The organism is Oceanispirochaeta crateris, assembly GCF_008329965.1.
Classification (GTDB): domain Bacteria; phylum Spirochaetota; class Spirochaetia; order DSM-2461; family DSM-2461; genus Oceanispirochaeta; species Oceanispirochaeta crateris.
The window spans coordinates 1,612,994-1,634,576 of the sequence record NZ_CP036150.1; the positions used below are offsets into that span (position 1 = coordinate 1,612,994).

Genomic DNA, 21,583 nt, shown 5'->3' on the forward strand with positions numbered 1-21,583 from the left:
ATGGTAAAGGGTAGAATTATGAACCTTTTATGAACCGATTACTTTTTTTAGACCGCTTTTGCTGATGATTCCTCTTAGAAGTCACCGATTTTCTTGAAATGGCGCCACCGGGATAGGATGGGATGAGGCATTTTGGTCCCGAACCGATCAGGTCAGATCTTTTTTCGAGAAGCAGGGCTTCCTTAACAAGTTTATAGTTCTCAGCCTTGTTAAACTGGAGAAGAGCCCGCTGTAACCTCTTATCTCTCTCCTTTGTCACCACGGGAACTGTCTCACCCGTGATAGGATTGATACCGGTATAATACATGCAGGTGGACACAGTTCCCGGAGTGGGATAAAAGTCCTGAACCTGATCAGGAACAAAGCCGGTTTCTTTCATAAACTCTGCAAGGGCAATGCCATCCTTTAATAGACTTCCGGGATGAGAAGAAATAAAGTAAGGCACCATAAACTGCTTTTTCTTTATCTCTTGATTGATTTCACTATAGCGTTTCATGAACTTTCTATAAACTGGATGTTTTTGCTTGTTCATCAATTCCAGAACTCTGGGAGAGGTATGTTCGGGGGCCACTTTCAATTGGCCGCTGATATGGTGTTCACAGAGTTCTTTGAAAAAAGTTTCATCCCGGTCTTGAAGCAAATAGTCAAAACGAATCCCCGATCGTATAAAAACCTTTTTAATTCCCTTGAGCTTTCTTAATTTCCTGAGGAGAGAGAGGTAGTCTCTATGATCCACTTCAAGATTCTGGCATGGCTCGGGAGTAAGGCATTGCCTATCCTGACAGGCTCCCCGGACAAGCTGATTCGGACAGGATGGTTTTCTGAAATTGGCAGTCGGTCCGCCTACGTCGTGGATATACCCTTTAAATCCCGGATCTTCAATCAATTTTTGTGCTTCACTTATGACAGAATCATGACTGCGGGCGGATACGATTCTTCCCTGATGAAATGTGAGAGCACAAAAGTTACACCCCCCGTAACAGCCCCGGTTATGAACCAGTGAGAATTCGACCTCCTGAAGAGCAGGGATTCCACCGGCTTCATCATACTCAGGATGAGACTTCCGCACATAAGGAAGGCGATAGGTTTGATCCATTTCTTCCTGATTCAAAGGTAAAGCAGGAGGATTCTGAACGACGAAGCGGGTACCACAGGGCTCTACCAAGACCTTTGAAACCAAGGGATCAGTATTCTGATATTGAACCAGAAAACTTTCTGCATAGTTTTTTTTATTTGTAGATACTTCTTCGAAGGATGGAAGAATGATTGCATCAGAAGGAATTTGATCTTGTGAATTAACGGCATAGACCGTTCCCCGGACATCACGGATGCCCTTCATAGGAATTCCTTTTTTAAGGAGATCTGCCAGGATGAGCATGGACTTCTCTCCCATGCCATACATAAGTAGATCGGCTTTAGAATCCAGAAGGACAGAACGCCTGACCTTATCGCTCCAGTAATCATAATGGGACAAACGGCGGAGTGAGGCTTCCAGTCCGCCTAATATGACGGGAACCCCCTTATAGGCCTGACGAGCCATGGATGTATACACAATGGATGCCCTATCTGGACGCTTCCCCCCCTCACCCCCGGGAGTATAGGCATCATTATGACGGATTTTGCGATTGACAGTATACCTGCTGACCATGGAGTCAATATTTCCAGGAGACACCAAAAAAGCCAGGCCGGGTTTTCCAAGTTGCCGAAAAGCTTCCGGATCCTTCCAGTCTGGTTGGGCTAGGATTCCGACCTTAAATCCAGCAGATTCCAGAGTTCTGGAAATGATCGCAGATGCAAAGGAAGGATGATCCACATAGGCATCACCCGAAATAAGGACAAAATCACAATGATCCCATCCTCGCAGGTCCATATCATTTCTATTTATTGGTAAAAAGGAATTTCTCAAAAGATCTCCATCCCTCCGGTTTTATGACAGCTCATGGTGCTTTTAATGGAGGGTGAGAAGCACACGGGCCCTATCGGATATGAATACCCTTTTTTTGACTATGGATTCTCCCGCCAGTTCCAGACGTATATCGTAAAAAGAACTTCTCCCTGAAGTTTGAAGATCCAGAATCATCTCTCCCGATTCCAGTAAAAACTCATCCAGGAGATTATCACCCCACTCATCCTCTGTCTCAGAGCTTATATACAAGGCTCGTATAACCGAACCGGTTTTATTCACTAGTGTAAAACGAATGAGGCCTTCACTGGATAAAAGCTGATGATCTTCCGGTAGAATCAGGATTTTACGTCTGCTGCTGATATCAACATTGTACTTCAGGTATAGATCACCATCTTCATCAACAAATCTGAAATTAATCGGCTTTTCCTCATCCAATTCAACTTCCAGAACCACATAATCTCCCGGGAGTATGACATCAAAGGGGAGTTTGTCATAGCCCCAATTCTCTGTATCAGCAGGAACTGCATACACTTCGAATAAAGGAGTTTCTGTCTTATTAATCAAGACGAGTTCTACCGAAAACAGACTGGTCAGGCTAAAAAATAAAAAGCATAAGATTCCGATTCTTCTCACAATTCCTCCAACTCTTCGAGTCTATTCTGATATTCGAGGATACTGGTCTTGATATGGGCGAAAAAGAGAGGGAAAATAAGATTATAAAAGTAGCTTGTATGAGCTATGGAATCCTTTAGGGAATCATAGGTATCAATCAAGACTTTTTCCTCATTGTTTATATGAGTTTCATAATCTTGAAAACTACAATCTTTGCTTTCACACCGCCCGGAAGGATGTTTCACAGCATCCTGTAGATTACCCAGTATATCCATCAAATCTTTTAGAGTATAATTCTTTTTGATATTCTCCTCTACGGCTACTGTGTCCATACAATAGGACTCCAGTAAGGCCTTATAGCGACCAGGCAGGAGAATCTTATACAACTGATCTTTACGAAGGTGTATATTCAACTTTTCAAAGAGTTCTTCCAGTTTATGTAAAACGTACTGATTCCCCCTGTAATACTTCATAAAATCAATGATTCTCTGCGCCCCAGGCTCCTCTTTCTGCAAAAGGAGTTTCACCTGCTTCACAATTTCTTCCGGGAGATTAGGTTCGACCTGAACACTATAAGTGTTGTAGCCGGCATTTTTCTTTTCCTTTATATAGACCGTATTAAAACGGAAAAGTTCATCCTTTGTTATTTTTCGATAGTCACTGAATAAGGCAGAAGCCTCCCTGATAAATCTTTGATAGTAAGAATCAACAATTCCCTGTTTATTCAACTGTCTGTAATACTCTTCTGAAATACGAACCCCTCCTATGGGCGCTGTAGATTCCATTCGCTTTGCATTTATCACTGGCATCCCTATGACATCCCAATGCTTGGCCCCCTCAGGCCCGAAGTTTCCGATCATAACCTTTCCGATGGAGGCACCGATTCGGATACGGATTTGAAATAAAGCATTGATGGAGGGAGATAAAAATTCGTTGTTCCTCAACCCTCTGATGATATCAAAGGCCTTAAGGATCTCTTCTTTTGTTTTGCCTTCTTTCTCGGAGTACAAAAACTTATCATTTGCCTGATTGAATAAAATACAGACTCTCTGCAGCTCAATACAGGTATAGAACAACTCCCTGGCAATATAATATTCGGCTTCATCCTCAGAGAGGCCCCGCACATTAGGATCAATGGGACCTCCATACTGAAACATAAGGCTATCACCTTCCAGTTTGTTCAGATACCCCCATGTTTATTCAAAACCCAGTTAAAAGCTGAATACAATCCATTGAGGACCGTTTGATTCTCATTGGGACTGAGGAATTTTGAAAGAAAGGTATAATCCGCAATATCCAGAAAACCAATACCAACTAGAGCCTCTTCCGAATCATTGGGAATGGCACCAATTTCGGTAATGGCATTGACGAGTTGACGGGGAAGATAAAACCTTTCAATATCCTGGCGTAATTTATCAATGTTAACAGATCGGGTGTTATTGTCTTCGCTCATTCTCTCAGCATCCTCATTATCATAGTATAGACTAGTTTCAGGAAGGTACAATTATATTATATCGAACTTCAAGAAAGGAATCAGTGATTTTTATTGAAATTTAAGATTGTCCCTTTTTTTGACATTTTTGATCAGGTATTATAAACTCAAGTCCTGAGAAAAGGAGTAACTATTGGTTCTCAATGAAAGCCTGGATAAAAAAATAATTCCTATTGCCGGAGGGAAAGGCGGAGTCGGTAAATCTGTTCTCTCTGTCAACATAGCCCTGTCTCTTGCCATTTCTGACAAACGTACGATCCTGATAGACCTCGATCTGGGGGGAGCAAACCTTCATACTGTTTTGGGCATGAAGAACACGAATCCCGGGATCGCATCTTTCCTGCAGGATAAAGACAGAAGTTTTAAATCCCTCATACTGGATACCCCATTTAAAAACCTGCAATTCATTCCAGGAGACACCCTCTCCTATGGAATGGCCGACATTACTGAAAAACAGAAAAAAGAAATTCTTTTCGAAATACAGGATTTAGACGCTGATTATATTATAATGGACCTAGGAGCGGGGAGCAGTTTCAATACGATTGATTTCTTTTTAGTCTCAAACTCTGGGCTGATCATCACGACTCCCCAAGCGGGTTCAGTGATGAATTCCTATACATTTTTAAAGAACCTAACAATCCGATTCCTTCAAAAAGCCTTTGCTTCCAATAAAAATATGGAAGCGTATCTAAAGAAGAATATAAAACGTATGCTACCCGGTACAAATCTCACTCTGGCCCATCTTTTACACGAAATTGGATTAGAGGAGCCCGAGACCAGAGATAAAGCCCTGGCCTACCTGGAGGTTTTACAACCCAAGGTTATTCTCAATATGATGGAGGAAGAGGAAGATTTCCAAATGGCAATGAACCTCTCTAGTCTTGTAAAGAAAGATCTCCTCATTGAACTTGAATGCCTGGGAGCCATCCTCTATGACAAGGGTATAAATGATTCACTCCATAACAGACATCCATTTCTGCTGGAATATCAGGATTCATTGACAGCCCAGCAGATATTCAGAATTGGTCAAAAGATTGCCCAGTCCAGAAACTTTCCAGAGCTGCCTCTGGATTATTCGGAATACAAGGATAGTTTTGAATTGACCCAGATAGAGACAGAAAATGACTTTGAGATTTATAGACAAATTAAACAAAGTGAAGACCAGGCATCACTTCCGGAAGGGTACGATCTTGAACAGCTGATGGAAATCATTGAAAAGCAACACGAGAAGATTCAAGAGCTACAGCAAACTGTTAAGATGATGAGTCTGGGCCAGAAAGGCGGTCCCGGAAGTATGTTTAACTTTTAAAAAAAGATCTTACCAAAAAAAATGACCGGAAAATATTCCGGTCATTTTTTTTATGCCTGTTAAGCAAAAGGGTTGATAATGGACGGCAGCACTGCCCCGATCATCTCGGAAGCCTTATTTGCATCGGTTCGTCCAATATTTATATTCTTCCATAAAACCTGATTATAGTAATTCATAAGTGACTTTAATATCCCATCGGATTTATGAACAATAAAAGATTGATTAACCCCTGTCTCATTCATGATTGTGAAAGCCGTATAGGTTTCAATGGGTTCTTTCCCCACCATTATTTTTTCCTGTCGTTTAGTAGTGTACGTTTCCACTTCTTTAAATCGATAGGGAATTTTGTGTGCATCATCCCTGTAACAGGGTTCAATATGCTTATTGGAATAAGAAGGAGGCTCAACGAGAACAAACATCTTCAAACCATCTGCCTGAAAAGTAATTCCTTCATCATTTCGGTAAATATCCTTAACATTCCCATAAGATACCATCTCTATGCGTGAATAGGATGAATTTCCCATGAAAAAATTACTGATAATATAACCGCCTTCATTTGGAAGATCACCACTTTCATAGGCTTCAAAAAGATCCAGAATCTTTGCCATAACTTCTCCTTTATAGAGTATCTGTATGTATTTATAAGATACAACTCGTTTACTGAATATCCATAATTAAGAATTCAAATGATCATGAATCCCTTGTTTAAGATTATACAGAACTTTATCCTCTTTTTAAAGCTATTTTTCCAGTTCTGATGGATTCCACAATTCCATAGTGTCTGAAAAGATCAATAAAGCTACTGACATCTTCTGTATCACCGGTTATTTCAAGAGTCCAAAGATCACCGGAAGAGTCAATGATTCTAGCCGGAATAGAAGAAACAAGCTGCAATAATTCTGCCCGGTTGCTACTGATGGCTTTAACCTTAAGCAGGGCATGCTCCCTGGAGACAATTGATTCTTCCTTATAGTCCCAAACATTAATGACATTAATGAGCTTTTGAAGCTGTTTCCTGAGCTGTTCGAGTACCGTATCATCCCCATTGACGACAATAGTAAAGCGACTCTTCCCCGGATTGTCAGTGACACCCACTGAAAGACTTTCAATATTGAAACCTCTACGGGAAAATAATCCGGATATACGGGTCATGACTCCGGGCACATCATCACATAGGATGGATATGGTGTGTTTCATTTGACACCTCCTTCTTCAACAATATCCAATATTGAATTACCTCTGACCATGGGATAAGCATGCTCCCCTCCTTTCCCGATGACGCAATCAACGATATGCACACCCTTATAGAGGTCCTTATCCTGCATGAGCTCTCTTAAATCTGCAGAAGTCACAACACGATGCCCCTGGGCACCCATGCTCTCTGCCATCTTGGGAAAATCTACAAATGAACCTAAGTCACTAATGTCAAAGCTACTCTTGTAGAACTCATCCTGAAGTTGCGCAATCATACCGAGTTTGGAGTCATTCATGATAAAGCAGATAATGTTCAGTTTTTCTTCGGTGGCGGTAATGATTTCCTGACAATTCATGACAAAGGAGCCGTCTCCAGCAATCACAACAATCTGCCTATCTGGCATTCCAACCGCGGCCCCTACGGCTGCAGGAAAACTAAATCCCATTGTACCCAGCCCACCAGAACTGAGAAAATGTCTTCCCGAAGGGAGTTTTATTTCATGGGCTGCAAACATTTGGTGTCGGCCGACATCTGTAACAAAAAGAGGATTATCAAGATACTCTTGCATAATTCTCATTGTTCCAATCTGTGTCAATTCATTTTCAGGAACAACAGGAAGCAAAGCTCTTGAATCAATATCTTTGAGATGAGAGATCCAGTCAGGATGTTTACAAGGCTTGATCAAATCATTCAGCCTCGTAAGAATTTGCTTCAAATCCCCTACAATGGGGAGGAGAGTTTCAACGTTTTTTCCAATCTCCGCAGGATCTATATCCACATGTATGATCTTTCGATGTCCAGGATAGGTATCCAAATTAATTGTATGTCTATTGCTGAAGCGGGCTCCTAGAGCCAGAATGACATCAGCCTGATCAATAGCCTGATTTGAGACCACCTTACCATGATAACCACACATACCCAAATTGAGGGGATGATTATCGGCCAAGGCTGTCTTCCCCATAAAAGTATGAGTTAATGGTATGTTTGCTTTTTCAGCAAACTGCCTCAGCACGTCAAAAGACTCAGATGCAATGATCCCTCCACCAGCAATGATCAAAGGTTTCTTAGCATGTTCAAGAGTCTTGACTGCCCGTTTTATCTGACCTGGATGACCTTCGGAATTTGGATTATAACCTTCTAACACAATCTCTTTAATGTCAGGGAGGTTGAACTCCTGAAAAAGGACATCCTTGGGAATATCAATGAGAACCGGGCCTTTGCGACCTGTTGAAGCAATATGAAAAGCTTCTTCAATGCGACTGGGAATTTCTTTGACTTCCTGTACGAGAAGATTATGTTTTGTTATGGGTATGGTAATACCCGTTGTATCAACTTCTTGGAATGCATCGGTACCGATATTACTTCTAGGGACCTGTCCTGTTATGGCCAGCATGGGGACAGAATCCATATAGGCTGTAGCGATGCCTGTAACCAAGTTAGTAGCTCCAGGTCCACTGGTTGCCAGACAGACACCGACTTTACCCGTTGCTCTAGCGTATCCATCAGCCATATGGGAAGCACCTTGTTCATGTCGAGCAAGAACATGCTTGATCGAACTGGATGCTAAAGCTTCATATATGGGTAGATTGGCACCGCCAGGGTATCCAAAAATGACTTCAACACCGAGTTTTTCCAGTGTTTTAATCAGTGCTTTTGCACCATAGGTTCGCCCTTTTTTCATCTGTTCCTCCTTCAAAATTAAAAATTGAAAACAATTATAGTTTTAAATCAGAATAATGGAAAGCAATAGTTGTTTAACGATATTTCCACCATTATGAATATACAATATACTAAAGTCATGCCAGACATCCATAGATCTATTATGATCTTCAAATTGAAAGATGAATTTTCAAAAGAAGACTTACAAAAATCATACAAATTATTGGTAAAAAAATACCATCCTGACTCAAACCCAAAAAATCAAGACTGGTCTCACAAAAAGATGACAGAAATCAATCTGGCATATGAAACATGTTGCAACTTCTTAAATGCTAAAAAAGATAATAAGATTGACTTTAAAGAAGAAAGTGTCAAAAATCAAGAGAAAGAGAATGTTTTTAAACAAAAGAACCCAAATCATTTTGAAAAACAGAATTTTAATAGGAATAATCAAGGATTCAATCCAATTTTATATAAAAATATAAAGAGAACATCATTAAAAGTCGTACATGCATCAGAAATATTTTTCGAATATGGTCTAGAAAATAGAAAAATTCGATATGAAGGTGTGAGAAGGTTCAGATATCGAGAATCCTTGCGTTCCTATGAAGATTCATTTTCTGATATTTTAGAACTAGAACAGTTTTGCCAGAATGATCTTGACCAATTTCTACTGAACCTATACATAAGGTTTACAGGTAATTTAACCCAGTATATTCACTTAAAAGATGCAATGATTCCAAGGCATCCTCTACTAAACAGGCATTGGCAAAGTATGGAAGATCATTTGATTTACTCATTAAAGGATTATCTAGTCCCTTATCAGATAAGCAGCTTCAAAAAAATACATTGGAAAACTGGATTTACTTATTGCTGGAACCAACTGAAATATTTGCGACAAAGATTTCCCAGGCTAGAAAATGATGATGTATTTTTGATTTTTCACAATCTGGCAGACAGTTATAGTAAAATTAGAAAAGCCGAAGAGGATTGTGGAATCTCTTTTTTTTGAGTTCCCAAATGTATTAAAAATAAAAAAGCTGCCCGAAGGCAGCTTTTATCATTTTTTATTCTTCAGATTGTACTGAGCTACAGCCAGTTTCGCTATTGGAATACCATAGGGAGAACAGGAAACATAATTCAATCCTGTATCCATGCAGAAACTAACATTTTCAGGTTCAGCACCATGCTCTCCACACAATCCCATTTTCATATTTGGCCTTACCATGCGGCCTCTTTCTTTAGCAATCTGTACTAGCTCTTTCACCGGCCCATTTAAATACTTAAATGGGTTTCTTTCCAACAAGTCATACTCATTGTAATCTGTAAAAAAGGAATTAAAATCGTCTCTGGATATACCATTTGTGGTTTGGGTTAAGTCATTCGTACCAAAGCTGAAAAAATCGGCATATCGTGCAATTTTATCGGCATTCAATGCAGCACCCGGTAACTCAATCATAGTACCCACCTGATAAGGCAAAGCATCAATATCATATTTTTGCCTTACGGCTTCTTCTATATCACGGATACCAAGGATTTCAGCTCCCTCGATTCTCTTACCAAAGCGCACCGTTTTGACTTCTCGGTGAGACATGACAACAGGAAGCATTATTTCCGGTCTGGAATCGATTCCGTCTTCAACCTTCAACTTATAGATGGCTTCAAAGATGGAACGAATCTGCATGGCATAGACTTCGGGCTTCGAGATTGCCACTCGAATACCTCGATGTCCCAACATGGGATTCACTTCGCCCATCATATCACAGCGCAGACGGATCTCAGCTTCTGTCACTTTGGGATGATCCTTGCGGTAGAAGGCTACAAATTCCTGCATGCTGTCTCGTGTATGAGGAAGGAATTCATGAAGAGGCGCATCCAGCAACCTTATTGTGACTGGATGACCTTCCATAATTTTAAACAAATTGTAAAAATCGGAAGTTTGCATCTGACCAAGCTTATCAAGAATCTTATGCCGGTCACTCATATCATCCGTAATAATCAATGAACGGAATAAAGGGATTCTTTCTTCATCGAAAAACATATGCTCAGTTCTGCAGAGGCCAATACCATCGGCTAGAAATAAACGGGCCAATTGAGCATCCTTAGGCTGGTCAGCATTGGCATGAACATCAAAATCACCAATAAACTTCTGAACGATATTCAAGTATTCTAGGATTCCACTTTCTTCTATGCTTGGTTTTATAAGATCTACTTTTCCAAAATAGATTGTAGGCTTATCATAAGAAGTGACATCCATTGTGATGTAATCGCCTTCTTTAATTGTTATATCACCAATCTTCACACTGGATTTCAATAACTTTAATTCGGGCTTGACCATGGCAACTTTCCCGAGACTTCGGGCTACAACAGGTGCATGGGAAGCATATCCACCCTCAATAGTGATAACGCCTTTACAGACCTCAATGGCCTTGACATCTTCAGCATAGGTAGACTTCATAATCAGAATAAAATCAGATTCCAACCCCCGTTGTGTAGCAATGCGGTACTCTTTCATCAACTCATCAGTTGAAAAGAAGACACGTCCAACTGCCGCACCGACTGATCCGGAAATTCCACCTCTACTGGATGGAAGATTCTGTGCCGATTTACGGTCGATTACCGGATGAAGGATCTCGGCTAATCTTGTAGGCTGAATGTCATTGATAAGATATTCATCTTTAACAACGCCCATTTCATTTAATTCTAGCAGGGTTCTAATATGAGCCTGGGTTGACTTCCCATCGGCTTCTTGTTGATCAATAACCCAGAGTTTCCCATCTTCTACAGTAAATTTTACCTGGCGTATTTCTTTGTAATGATTCTCAAGCAACCGGGCAATAGAATTAAGATCTTTGTAAATATCCTTTGATATTGTATCGATACCCTTTCCATCAGAAGATGTAGCATCAAAAGAATTTAAAAAATACTGGCCATCAAGCTTATTTTCACCATTGACAATATCCCGTGTGAAAAAACTACCAAAATAGCTTTTCTTACCATAGTTACCAAAGGTCATGGCTTGAACCAGGAGAGAAGAATCATTGATAGACTCGGATTCTTTCAAATACTTCGTGTATAAAACCTGTATAAACTCAAGCTGAGCCCAGGAATCAGCAAAGATCTCCTGGGGATATAGTCCTTCAAGTTCAACAAGTGTGCTTTTTGTTTGCTCAGCATTTGTACAGGATTTGAGAGAATCTATCTTTTTTTCAAGTAATTTTCTTCTATTGACATCCGTTTCTACCTCTAGATCTAGAGTCACCACCCGTCTGAGCATATTTCTATATTCGTGATATGCGAATTCTTCACCAACAAAGGATGCAAAACCATCAATTGTACTGCCACAAAGCCCAACATTGTGCAAACTAGAAAAAGTATCGATCATGTTGAGTTGAGGACTGAGTACATATTTGACTAAGAGAGGATTATCGGGATCTCCAAACTTTTTTCCAACGACATCTTCCATGTTTTTGATGGATTTTTGTACAGCGGAATTATTTGTTCCGGGTGAATCCAACTCGGCAAGTAAAGAGTCATTTGTGAGAATAAATCCTGGGAGAATTGGAATTCCCAAACTGGAAAGATGCATTAAACGGCGGCCTCTATAGCCAAGCACATCCAGAACATCCTCATCCTGTGTGAAAACTTCACTGCTGAAAGAATAAATATCCATAAAGATTATTCCTTTTTATTCGAGAGCTCATTAAAAAAGATCAAGCACGCTGTTCACAGCGCCTCTTAAAAAGACTTCATATCTCTGACTTGCGCCTTCAAAGAAATACTTTCTAAGCTTAGAGACATCTTTTATATTATCTCCGGCAACACTGAATAAAATGGGAGTTCCGTGTTTGACTTTACCCCATTTGAACAGTGTATTTATATCATTGATCTTTTCACCATCATACCAGATAAGAACTTCTAAACCTGGATGGGTGGCCTTATAGCTGGCTATGATTTTCTTCCAAGCCTCCACATTCCCGTTATGAAACAATTCGTTTGTTACAAGAACTGAGATTTTGGCAGAAACATTTTTTGAATTGACAGAAACAGCTGCTTCCTGGACCTCGGTATTTTCAACAGGAGCCTTTATTTCAGCCTTCTCTTCGGGCTTTACGTCAGGATCAATGAAAGCCTTTTTGACCTTGACCTTTTTTCCATAAAGAAGGTTAAAAAAATCTTTGCAGGCAGCCTGCTCTGTTTTCTCGTCATTGTCTTTTCGGCTTTTAATGAGACAGACCATTAGCTCATCTCGTTTTAATGGAAGAACTTGAGCCCAATGATCCCGGTTTACCGGATTAATCACGGCAAGATCACCACTTGAGTTATAAAACGCAATGACTACATCAAGCATGGTCCACTGAGACACAGTTGAGATGAGGTTATCAACAGAGTCTACTGCAATAGTCAGGTTTTCTGATTGATTCTGATAACGGAATTTGTCAACCAGTAGTAAGTTGAGTACAGGCCTCAGCTGCTGAGGAGAGATTGATCCCTCCTCAAGAGCCTCGGTAAGTACATCAGCAAGATTCAGCCCCTCTTCTATATCCGAAGAAAAAGAGAGACTTGTCTTAAAATGCCCCAGAGCATGGTTAAAACCAGCTCTGGTGGATAACAAATTCAATTTATTATCACTGATGTTTTGAGTCATATTAGATCTCGCTTAATTCGTCCAAGTTTACTTTCTTCCGACTTGATTTGGAAGGAGTAACATCTGCTTTACCTTTAGGAGCATCTTGCCCATCATTCAAACTTTTCAACCTATCAGCTGATTCTGATGATACTGCAGAAGCTGAACTACCTGAATCACTGAAAGTCTGGTTAATATCATCACGAACGGTTGAACGACGTCTTTTGAAGGAAGCAAATGCAGCATCTGCAAAGCCCTTAGAAACACCATTTAAAAATTCATTCATGACATTGGCCATGCTGTTCAGAGTGTATTTCTTTCGTTTGATACTGGTGATATCAACATCCAGAACAAGACCAGGCTGAACATGATAAGGATTGATGATGTAATCAAATTCTTCGACTTCTCTTTCGAGGAAATCAATTCTTTGATCTGTAACAACCCGCATCTTTGGATTTTCATATCCAAAAGTCAAAGCCACTTTCTCTCTTGCTTTTCTAAGCATTTTCTTAAGAAGCTCTTTTTCATAAATATAGGTCTGATTCAGGCGCTCAACATCTGTGTCTTCAACACGGAGACGCATGATTTCATTCCAGTTCTTTTCCTGTTCTTCATAAGTGGGGTCACCAGAAACTTCTTTGATCTGTTTTTTGATATTCCCGGCAACTTTCTTGCTCAGGTCATCAAAGTCATTGATCTTTCCTCTGGATTTTTTGCCCTGATATACAACTTCAACGACATCCCAGACGTGTAGAACTTCTTTTCTGAATTCATCAACCTGGTCATCGTAATTTTTTCTCAGCTTTTCAAGCTGATCATTGTCGTAGAATTTCAGAGTAATCTGATATCGTTCATCAGGAAGTCTTGCAGGATCTGCATCTTCATACTCTTTGATTCTTAACTCACGGGCATTCTTCATGTTTTCAATAAACTGATAACCCATTTTACTTGTATCAAGAATAGAAGTCAGATTGTTAACAGCAGTATTGAATCCTCTGTTTCTGATGTTTTCATCATCTACAATCCGTTTGATATTTTCTCTGATATTCTGGGGGTCAAATTCATCTCTTGGAATTTCAGCTCTCAGACCTTCAATCTTTTCGACCAGATTTTTAGCCATGAAAGCATAACGTCTGGAATTTTCATCTTCTTTATCATCGTCTGTAAAGTCAGTGACTTTCTTGATTCTTTCAAACATCAGCTCAGAATCAGTAAGTTCTTCCTTACCTTCATCCACAAGCTGGTCCTGTAGAACCTCAATTTCACGATCAATAAACTCGGAAATAGTCTTAGAAATCTGATCTTTGATAATATATTCAACAGACGCCTGATATTGAATGATAGGACTGATCAACTCTGATTCAAGTATATTGATGGAAAGCTTTACATCAGAAACGACTTTGGGTTTGAATGCGTTGTCTTTGAAAGAACACTTGATAATTGAATATGCATTTTCACCTCTGATAAATGCACCAACATCTGTTTTCTGTCTCAGAAGAGCATTTGTTTCATTTTCAAGATCATTCAGACCTCTTTGAACATGCCCCTGGAGATGTCCATACATGTTAACGATAGACTTCTCAACTTCACCGGTATTGAACTTATCAGCCCCACCGATCTGGTCCAACATTTCAGATATTTCTTTTGGAGTGTATCGAGCAAGAGCCTTGTTTTCCTCTTTATCGATAAATCCTCTGATTTTTTTGACCATTTCGTCTTCAGTGGTAACGACGTAACGGTTGAACATGTTCTGGTAGTTCTGGTTGTAGTAGTTATACAGTTTCTGTTTCAAACCACCCATTACATCCAGTTCTTTTAGAACCTCAGGAGGCAGTTTTGTCTCAACTTCTTTTAGAACCTTTTCAGATTCTTCCTGAATGACACGTTCAAACTCATCATTCTGTTGACGCCCGTCTTGTGCAAGACTGTTTCTTGAACCTACTGCTGAAGGTTTAGTTGGATGAAATACATTAGGACTTCTGGGAAGATCACCAGCCATAATACGCTCCTTGATTAAATCTAATTAAAAATGAAAATACCTATTCCATTATTCACAATTATATTACATATAATTTTTTTTTCAAAACACAAACCTATGATTTTTTTCTTTAGACTCAGTTATTTTATAAAAAATTCAATTTTTTAACCATAATCAAATCATGATTCACCATTTACAACCCGCTATTCAACTGATTTGTAATCCTCTCCCTGAGCTGTTCGCTCTTTGTACGCAACGCCATGGATTCCAATTCTTCTTGTATTGATGTCATTTCTGCCTCATCTATACCAGGTTCATTGAAACGGGTTTCCAACTCTGCAAGCCTGAGAAGATCTGTCTCAAGCTCCCGCCTTATCATACGGGACGCGATGAACCAGATAGAATCTCCTCTTTGCACAGTATACTCTGTACCATCAGGCATTTCCAGAACATTTCCAGTATAAATCCAGTTTGGATTATTCCCTTCAAAGACTTTGTAATCTAAATCACGATAGCCATTCTTGACTGCAATATCATTTGAGACAAGGTGAATATCCACAAGAGTGATGGTAATGTTCTCAATCTCAAGGTACGCCAGGGCTTCTTCTCTAGTTTGGGGCCGACGTTCGGTTTCAACGATTGGCTCATCAATAACATCTGCTTCTGTACTTTTTACTGTTGCAGCACCCGTTTCTCCTGCAGTGCCTTCTCCTGCAGTACCTTCTCCTGCAGTACCTTCTCCTGCAGTACCTTCTCCTGCAGTACCTTCTCCTGCAGTACCTTCTCCTGCAGTACCTTCTCCTGCAGTACCTTCTCCTGACGTACCTGCTTCATTATTTATCGGAGCAGTAGCCTCTGCATTTAAACTATTTTCCTGAGAGAGAGAATCATTATTTTCAGCATTTTGTCCGCCATCGCTCTGCGACTGAGATCCCGTTTTGCCAGGGAGTTCCCCCTCATTTTCCAGATTCCCCGTACCAATATTGGATTGGACAGAAGCGTCTGATGCCCCGGAGGGATTTTTTCCTCTCTCACTAAAAGAGCCTATAGGAAGCAGGAAGAACGCCGCAACAGCACCGGCCAATAAAAGGAGGAGAAGGAGAATCCATAAGAAAGATCTCCGGGGCCTCTTCTTAGAATGATTTTTGGGAGCAGGTTTTTGGTCAAATCCCCGATTTGGACGTTCTTCGGCAGGCTTACTCTCTGGAGAAGCTGCTGATTGTTCGCTTGTGGTACTCGACTTTTTCACAGGAGGTACTGCTACTCGGGCCGTTACGGCCGGTCCTGCACCATATAGATTTTCCAACAAGGCCTGAAGTCTTTTCTTCTCTGAAATATAGACATCTTGTTCAGGAGTCTGAATCTTTTTCATTTGCTTGCAAATTTCTTGCGCTTTTTTGAAATTATAAGGATTCAATTTACTACTACTGATGCGATATAGAACAAAGGGGCCCTCCTTGCCAGAGTAAAGGTCACCTAAAACTGGCAACATAGGCGAAGGCTCACTCATGGATGATAAAATTTCTTCTAACTTTGTTATGATATGCTGGGCCAAAACTTTGCTTTTCTGCGTAATCAGAGTTTTCACATTGTGCAGGAATAAATATTCTAATCCCGGAGTCATCACAGTCACATCATTGGGAATACTTGGAATACTTTCACTATCTGCTCCATCGAAAAAAGATTTGACAGAATCTTCCAGATCATAGAGAGACTTCCAACTGTCCCGTCCTTCCCAGGATTCAAGGTAGGGATGAAGAAATGTAAGATACTTACTAATGAGCGTGGCGCCCTGGGGAATGGTATCTTCTAAAATGAAAGGAATCCCCTGCAGAGTTTTTATGGCAGTTTCATTGCCGTCTTCTGTTCTATGAGTTAAAACTTTTCTATCCTGGGAAACATGCCATCCGGCCCAGCGAGGGATACCCGAACCTGTAGAATCGAAGGGAACAATCAGATTGTTCTTGTCGCCGAATTGAATAAGAAGGGTACCCTCTTTGACTTCCGCCGTCATAGTACCCCTGTTCAAAGTTTCTCCCGGTTCCATTAAAAATGGCTGCACTGTGGAAGCTTTAGATCCTTCAGGAAACAGATGAAGAAGATGATCAGTAATGTCCTTTCTTGTTGTGAGGACAATAATATCCTTATTCCGCAGAGCTCTTCTTTTTATAATCTGAACAAGAGCTTCTCTCTCGGAGTAATTCATATTCTCCTCAGGAATATGGGTAAAAACTGAGTTCACTTCATCTGGATCAATTCCTTGGGAGGCAAGTGAGGCAAAATACTGATTCTCCATATCCAGGGAGATCCAGTTTTTATGCATAAGATAGAAATTTCCGTTTTCACTGATGAAGAAACCGGATTTATTCAACTCTTCCCGTGTATAGCGGAGCGGGTTCTTTAGCAATAGAGCCTTAATACTGTCACATCTCTGATTGATATGAAGGTCTTCTTTTTCCCGCTTATGAAGATCAAAGAGCAATGTATTATCAAAATTTAAATGAATATTTCCATTATTGTAAAAATACAGATTATGGCGGTTTTCTCTTGTTTTGACCTGTCTGTAATCATTGAGCTCTCGAGCAGGTAGGTTTAAACCGTGGAAAAATTTTCTGAAATGTTCAATGACATCCACATCACCCAGATAGGACAATTTATTGTGTCTGGCATACTCTACTTCCAGAAAAGGATTACCCGTATACGATGAGGTCAGGATGATCCTGGATGTAATTTTATGAAGAACTTCGGGCAGGTCTGAAGTGTTTCCGATCCTCAAGAAAGGATCATCATCATCTCTGTCACTACCAAGATACAGGATATAACATTCGGGTCCCAGATGAAATATACGATGGGACTCATTGGTTCTGCCAAGGGTTCTCACAAAAAAAGCCTCCGTTCTTTATCAGTATAATAACTGTACAACTATTTACTCTTATTGTCCTCATTTAAACTCACAAAATTATATAACGGCCTGGGAAAGTCCCAATAATCAGTGGCAGATTCATTCCTTTCATGCATGATACCGAGGTATTGAATCATCAGATTCAGTTGAAAATAGAGGTCTAAACAGAGATCTTTTAGTTCTTCATAATCAACTTCTGTCCATTGAGCCGGCCCATTTTCAAGAGCGAGAGCCATTTTTTCCATCCTCTGTTTACTACCGAGTATGCATTCGGAATATAATTCAAACACAGCATGAAGAGAGGGACTTCTGTTCTGATGCCAAACACTTTTAACCGAAGTTCCTGTATAAAATAGAGACCTCAGAGATCCCGGATTTTCCATTCCCCAAAAGACACTTATGAATTCTGCAGCATCGTCCCAAAGAGACCATCCTGTTAAATAGGCAGAGGATAATTGAAAGAAATTCCTTGATTTGACAGATATGCTTTTTAAATCACTTTCTCCTGCAGATCTATCAAGGTATTGTTTATCATGTTCAGGATTCAGCGTATCCAACAGAAGATATCTCCCGGTGGCATACTTATCCTGAAGAAGGTTAAAGTACTTATTCAGCCTGACAAATCTATTTTTCTGACCTTTTCGAATTGTCAAATTAGAACTGCTGAGACCAAGGGTATCGCCCTTGGAAAAGTCACATTTACGGCAAAATGTACAGAGATTCAAATATAGCTGATTTTTCAAACAGAAATTGGTATAAAAATACTCCTCCTTAGATCTCGATGGAAATGAATGGAGGGGGTATTCACCGGGCGTTTCAAGAATCTCTCTTTTCAAGCCCGAATCCAGGAGTCTGTTTTTGATAATGACATCTTCCTGGTCATCATCGTCTTCCCTGGAGAGACTGCTTTTCTCAAGCAAAGCCCAGGCTTCCTGCAGAAATTCGGTTCTATTCGGCTGTGACGGCAGAGCATACTCTTTCATCAGACGGATTTTTTCATGCAGAATTTCCCTGCTAAGAGGGTTAATTTTCAAGGCTTTCTGGTATGAGGCCAGGGCCTCCAGTCCCCTGCCGGAACTCTGATACATCTGCCCCAGGCCTTTATGAGCCTCAAACTCAACCCGGGAAGAAATAGAACCATAACGGAGTACTTTTTCATAATATTGACGGGCTTTGGTCTGTTCTGTCCGGCAGAAGAAGCCATAATACTCATTTTCAAAAGATGAAAGAGTCACCATATTGGAGTATTGATGTCCTAGATTCAGGAAATAAAGAGGACCGAGGTCCGGAACTTCCAGGACCTCACTACCATGTTTTTCAAGGAGATACAGTCCGTAGCGAAGGATCTTTTCATCACGAAGAATAAAACCTATATCGATCATGCATTCAATTTTACCCAGAAGATCCGGTAGAACCTGGACTTCCTTGTCAACAATGAGATCAAAGGCTTGTTGATACTGACCTTCTTCCATAAGAGAACGGGCAGTTTTTATCTGAACAGCAAAGGATTCCACAAAAGGATTATACATGAAATGAATAATATTGTCATTTAGATCGTTGGAATTGACTTTTTTTTGGGACCCGTTGATACTTTATTCATGCAAAAAATATTACTTATATTGACTTTGATTTTATTCATTTTTCAGGGATGCAGCAAGGAAGAGCCTCAGGAATCCTCGGAACCCAAAGTGGCTGTTGACTACCTCCACCCCGCCTATAATTTTACAAAAGAGGATCTCCCTCATATCACAGAAGATCTTCCTGAAAATATTGCCAAAGGCATTGAAGAACGGCCTGAATACTTCTTACAGCTCATAAAAGCTGTGTTTGAGAAGAACCGCGACCTGGTACGACTCGTCAACAAGGAAAACGGTTTAAAGCCTGATGACATTCCTTCAGACCTTGTGCATCTCGATGACTACCGTACCGGTTTATCCCTGTCCCGGCCAGGACACAGACTCAGAGAAATCTGTATGCCCTCTCTCCTTGCCATGACTGAGGCCGCAGGTCAGGAAGGGATCGAATTGCTCATTTCATCCAGCTACAGATCCTACGATTACCAGGATGGCCTTTACAGTCGTTATGTAGAAAGAGATGGTCAAGAAGCAGCCGACCGGTATTCTGCCAGACCAGGAAAATCTCAGCATCAGCTGGGAACAGCTTTAGATTTTGGAAGTATTGATGATTCTTTTGCCGAAACAGATGCGGGCAAATGGCTTTCTGAAAATGCGTGGAAATATGGTTTTTCCCTCAGCTATCCCCTAGGACTGGAAGACTATACTGGATATGTTTGGGAGAGTTGGCACTACCGTTATATTGGCGAAAAAGCATCGGAACTCGAAAGAGAATTTTTTGGGGGAATTCAGGAAAGAATGCTGCGATACCTAAAAAATAAGAGCAGCCTGATAAACGCTGCCCTTATTCCTTGATGATCAGTTAACCGTTATTCTTTTGACCTCTTCATCATATACTTTCAGAAGTATAATTGTCCCTTTCTTTTCCCTGTAGGGCATCGAAAAGGGACCTCCTGAATGTTTCATTTCCAGAACTGTTTCCGAACGTCCTCCAACTTCGATTTTTTCGACAGTCAGATCTACAGAAACGGGATATGTAGGCAGGGTCGCTTCAAAGAGGCCAAAGGCTTCATCCGATGCCAATCGATCAGGGCTGCTAATGTCCAATTCAACTTTCGTTCCGGATCGAACGGAATCACCAGCACTAGGTGTTTGTGAAAGTACAAAAGAATTGCCCTCTGTGCTTTCTTCCTGGATTGAAAAAATAAAGGGCTGATTCGACCGAACCAGTCTGTTCAATGCATCCATCCACTTGAGGTCTACAAAATTATCAATGTTATATGTTTTTCCTACCGGACCGCGACTGACAACAAAAATCAAATCTGTGGGTCCTGTTAAGGGAGTTTCCGCTTCTGGCTGCTGTTCTAAAATGGTTCCCGCCGGAGCATCATCAAAAACAAAAATGACCGGTTCACGAATGATCATAAGAGGCGTATAAGAGGCAAATAAAGACTGAAGCTGTGTTTTAACGTCAGCGAGGTTCTGCCCTGTATAGGAACCAACCTTATCAACAACAGCTCCACGACTGATTGTGAGTTTGATCCTTTTTCCAGCCCTGACCACACTGCCGGGCTTTGGATCCTGGGATATAATATGATTTTTTTCCAGGGGATTCTCGGTATAACGGACCTGGATTCTCGGATACAATTCTTTTTCTTGAAGACTTATGAGACCATCCATTAACAGCTCTCCAGTGACATCGGGAACCAGAGTCTGTTCAGCCCCCCGGAGAGATATGAAAAAAGTAATCATAAACGTAAGGAATAAAAGCAGAAGGGTCCCCAGAATCATCCAGAGGGCCAGACGAAAAAAGTTTTTTTCATCTCGGCTTTCCAGATCTGATTTTCCCTGTAATGAGTCCATTACAGGAAATCTAAGGAATTCTTTAATTCTAGAAATCATTTTCTTCTCCCAGTACAGAACCGATAAAATCTTTGGAGCCATTTAGAAAAGATTTATAGTCCAATGCTTTTTTTGATTGAAGCTGAAGCTGGGTCACTGCCAGTAGACCCTCACCAGTTTGTATCAGAATTCCTTCTTTTTTGTCCATACCTGCAACTGTACCGGCTTGAACTGCTCCAGAAGAAAAAAGGTTCCCTTCATAGGGTTTAGCCTCTAAAATATTCAGCCTTAAATTTTTCCAGAATGTGAAACCATGAGGCCAGGGTGTGTAGGCCCTGACAACACGATCCAACTGAACCGCCGAAAGTGACCAGTTAATCAAACCGTCATTTTTTCCAATAAGAGTGCAGAAAGTGGCCTTTTCATGGTCTTGTGGCCGCACTTCAACAGTTCCGTCTTCCATGCTATTAAGGACTTCCAGAAGGCA

17 protein-coding genes are annotated in these 21,583 nt (G+C 40.6%); 3 read left to right on the forward strand and 14 right to left on the reverse strand.

Annotation, left to right across the window (positions count from 1 at the left end):
• Positions 1–16: 16 nt before the first annotated feature.
• From EXM22_RS07355 to EXM22_RS07370, 4 genes are read right to left on the reverse strand one after another with little or no spacing between them, the layout of a single operon-like run.
• Complete coding sequence (locus tag EXM22_RS07355) at positions 17–1,906, reverse strand: YgiQ family radical SAM protein (protein ID WP_149485894.1); 1,890 nt, start codon at positions 1,904–1,906, stop codon at positions 17–19.
• 42 nt (positions 1,907–1,948) lie between these two features.
• Positions 1,949–2,539 carry a hypothetical protein gene (locus EXM22_RS07360; protein ID WP_149485895.1) on the reverse strand — a complete coding sequence of 197 codons (591 nt, stop codon included), beginning with the start codon at positions 2,537–2,539 and terminating at the stop codon, positions 1,949–1,951.
• On the reverse strand, positions 2,536–3,675 hold the full coding sequence (locus EXM22_RS07365; RefSeq protein WP_149485896.1) for an adenylate/guanylate cyclase domain-containing protein: 1,140 nt from the start codon (positions 3,673–3,675) through the stop codon (positions 2,536–2,538). Before EXM22_RS07365 ends, EXM22_RS07360 begins: the two co-directional genes overlap by 4 nt.
• A gap of 23 nt (positions 3,676–3,698) precedes the next feature.
• Positions 3,699–3,971 (reverse strand): hypothetical protein, encoded by a 273-nt coding sequence (locus EXM22_RS07370; protein ID WP_149485897.1) that lies wholly within the window; start codon positions 3,969–3,971, stop codon positions 3,699–3,701.
• A 172-nt stretch (positions 3,972–4,143) separates the two neighbouring features.
• Here EXM22_RS07370 and EXM22_RS07375 point away from each other — a divergent pair, with 172 nt between their 5' ends.
• Positions 4,144–5,319, forward strand: a complete 1,176-nt coding sequence (locus EXM22_RS07375) for an AAA family ATPase (protein WP_149485898.1) — start codon at positions 4,144–4,146, stop codon at positions 5,317–5,319.
• A gap of 59 nt (positions 5,320–5,378) precedes the next feature.
• On the opposite strand, the gene EXM22_RS07380 is transcribed toward EXM22_RS07375, so the two are convergent.
• From EXM22_RS07380 to ilvB, 3 genes are all read right to left on the reverse strand, one after another.
• Positions 5,379–5,927, reverse strand: a complete 549-nt coding sequence (locus EXM22_RS07380) for a transposase (protein ID WP_149485899.1) — start codon at positions 5,925–5,927, stop codon at positions 5,379–5,381.
• Between the two features lie 115 nt (positions 5,928–6,042).
• Positions 6,043–6,516: an acetolactate synthase small subunit gene (gene ilvN / locus EXM22_RS07385; RefSeq protein WP_149485900.1), complete on the reverse strand. Its 474-nt coding sequence runs from the start codon at positions 6,514–6,516 to the stop codon at positions 6,043–6,045.
• Entirely contained in the window at positions 6,513–8,195 is a 1,683-nt protein-coding gene (gene ilvB / locus EXM22_RS07390) for a biosynthetic-type acetolactate synthase large subunit (RefSeq protein WP_149485901.1), read from the reverse strand. Before ilvB ends, ilvN begins: the two co-directional genes overlap by 4 nt.
• Before the next feature lie 153 nt (positions 8,196–8,348).
• Between ilvB and EXM22_RS07395 the strand changes: the two genes are divergently transcribed.
• Positions 8,349–9,185: a J domain-containing protein gene (locus tag EXM22_RS07395; protein ID WP_168203401.1), complete on the forward strand. Its 837-nt coding sequence runs from the start codon at positions 8,349–8,351 to the stop codon at positions 9,183–9,185.
• 48 nt (positions 9,186–9,233) lie between these two features.
• Here EXM22_RS07395 and EXM22_RS07400 read toward each other — a convergent pair whose 3' ends face one another.
• The 5 genes from EXM22_RS07400 to EXM22_RS07420 all read right to left on the reverse strand — a co-directional run bounded on the left by EXM22_RS07400 (position 9,234) and on the right by EXM22_RS07420 (position 19,209).
• Positions 9,234–11,846 (reverse strand): putative PEP-binding protein, encoded by a 2,613-nt coding sequence (locus EXM22_RS07400; RefSeq protein WP_149485903.1) that lies wholly within the window; start codon positions 11,844–11,846, stop codon positions 9,234–9,236.
• A 30-nt stretch (positions 11,847–11,876) separates the two neighbouring features.
• Positions 11,877–12,821 (reverse strand): hypothetical protein, encoded by a 945-nt coding sequence (locus tag EXM22_RS07405; protein WP_149485904.1) that lies wholly within the window; start codon positions 12,819–12,821, stop codon positions 11,877–11,879.
• Position 12,822: 1 nt separating this feature from the next.
• Entirely contained in the window at positions 12,823–14,799 is a 1,977-nt protein-coding gene (cfpA, locus tag EXM22_RS07410; protein ID WP_149485905.1) for a cytoplasmic filament protein CfpA, read from the reverse strand.
• Between the two features lie 172 nt (positions 14,800–14,971).
• Positions 14,972–17,659, reverse strand: a complete 2,688-nt coding sequence (locus EXM22_RS07415) for a LysM peptidoglycan-binding domain-containing protein (RefSeq protein ID WP_149485906.1) — start codon at positions 17,657–17,659, stop codon at positions 14,972–14,974.
• A gap of 41 nt (positions 17,660–17,700) precedes the next feature.
• Positions 17,701–19,209, reverse strand: coding sequence for an LA2681 family HEPN domain-containing protein (locus EXM22_RS07420; RefSeq protein WP_149485907.1), 1,509 nt, complete (start codon positions 19,207–19,209; stop codon positions 17,701–17,703).
• 69 nt (positions 19,210–19,278) lie between these two features.
• Here EXM22_RS07420 and EXM22_RS07425 point away from each other — a divergent pair, with 69 nt between their 5' ends.
• On the forward strand, positions 19,279–20,109 hold the full coding sequence (locus tag EXM22_RS07425; RefSeq protein WP_149485908.1) for a M15 family metallopeptidase: 831 nt from the start codon (positions 19,279–19,281) through the stop codon (positions 20,107–20,109).
• A gap of 3 nt (positions 20,110–20,112) precedes the next feature.
• Here the strand turns inward: EXM22_RS07425 and EXM22_RS07430 are convergent, their stop codons facing one another.
• Positions 20,113–21,156 carry a PASTA domain-containing protein gene (locus EXM22_RS07430; RefSeq protein ID WP_168203402.1) on the reverse strand — a complete coding sequence of 348 codons (1,044 nt, stop codon included), beginning with the start codon at positions 21,154–21,156 and terminating at the stop codon, positions 20,113–20,115.
• A complete protein-coding gene (locus tag EXM22_RS18400; RefSeq protein WP_425465772.1) occupies positions 21,146–21,559 on the reverse strand; it encodes a methionyl-tRNA formyltransferase in 414 nt (137 codons plus the stop codon). Before EXM22_RS18400 ends, EXM22_RS07430 begins: the two co-directional genes overlap by 11 nt.
• Positions 21,560–21,583 lie beyond the last annotated feature (24 nt).

Coding starts and splice junctions, on each gene's coding strand:
- EXM22_RS07430 (WP_168203402.1), bottom strand. CDS start 21,156: ATGATTTCTAGAATTAAAGAATTCCTTAGATTTCCTGTAATGGACTCA.
- EXM22_RS18400 (WP_425465772.1), bottom strand. CDS start 21,559: ATGGAAGACGGAACTGTTGAAGTGCGGCCACAAGACCATGAAAAGGCC.
- EXM22_RS07380 (WP_149485899.1), bottom strand. CDS start 5,927: ATGGCAAAGATTCTGGATCTTTTTGAAGCCTATGAAAGTGGTGATCTT.
- EXM22_RS07370 (WP_149485897.1), bottom strand. CDS start 3,971: ATGAGCGAAGACAATAACACCCGATCTGTTAACATTGATAAATTACGC.
- cfpA (WP_149485905.1), bottom strand. CDS start 14,799: ATGGCTGGTGATCTTCCCAGAAGTCCTAATGTATTTCATCCAACTAAA.
- ilvB (WP_149485901.1), bottom strand. CDS start 8,195: ATGAAAAAAGGGCGAACCTATGGTGCAAAAGCACTGATTAAAACACTG.
- ilvN (WP_149485900.1), bottom strand. CDS start 6,516: ATGAAACACACCATATCCATCCTATGTGATGATGTGCCCGGAGTCATG.
- EXM22_RS07420 (WP_149485907.1), bottom strand. CDS start 19,209: ATGTATAATCCTTTTGTGGAATCCTTTGCTGTTCAGATAAAAACTGCC.
- EXM22_RS07425 (WP_149485908.1), top strand. CDS start 19,279: ATGCAAAAAATATTACTTATATTGACTTTGATTTTATTCATTTTTCAG.
- EXM22_RS07405 (WP_149485904.1), bottom strand. CDS start 12,821: ATGACTCAAAACATCAGTGATAATAAATTGAATTTGTTATCCACCAGA.
- EXM22_RS07400 (WP_149485903.1), bottom strand. CDS start 11,846: ATGGATATTTATTCTTTCAGCAGTGAAGTTTTCACACAGGATGAGGAT.
- EXM22_RS07365 (WP_149485896.1), bottom strand. CDS start 3,675: ATGTTTCAGTATGGAGGTCCCATTGATCCTAATGTGCGGGGCCTCTCT.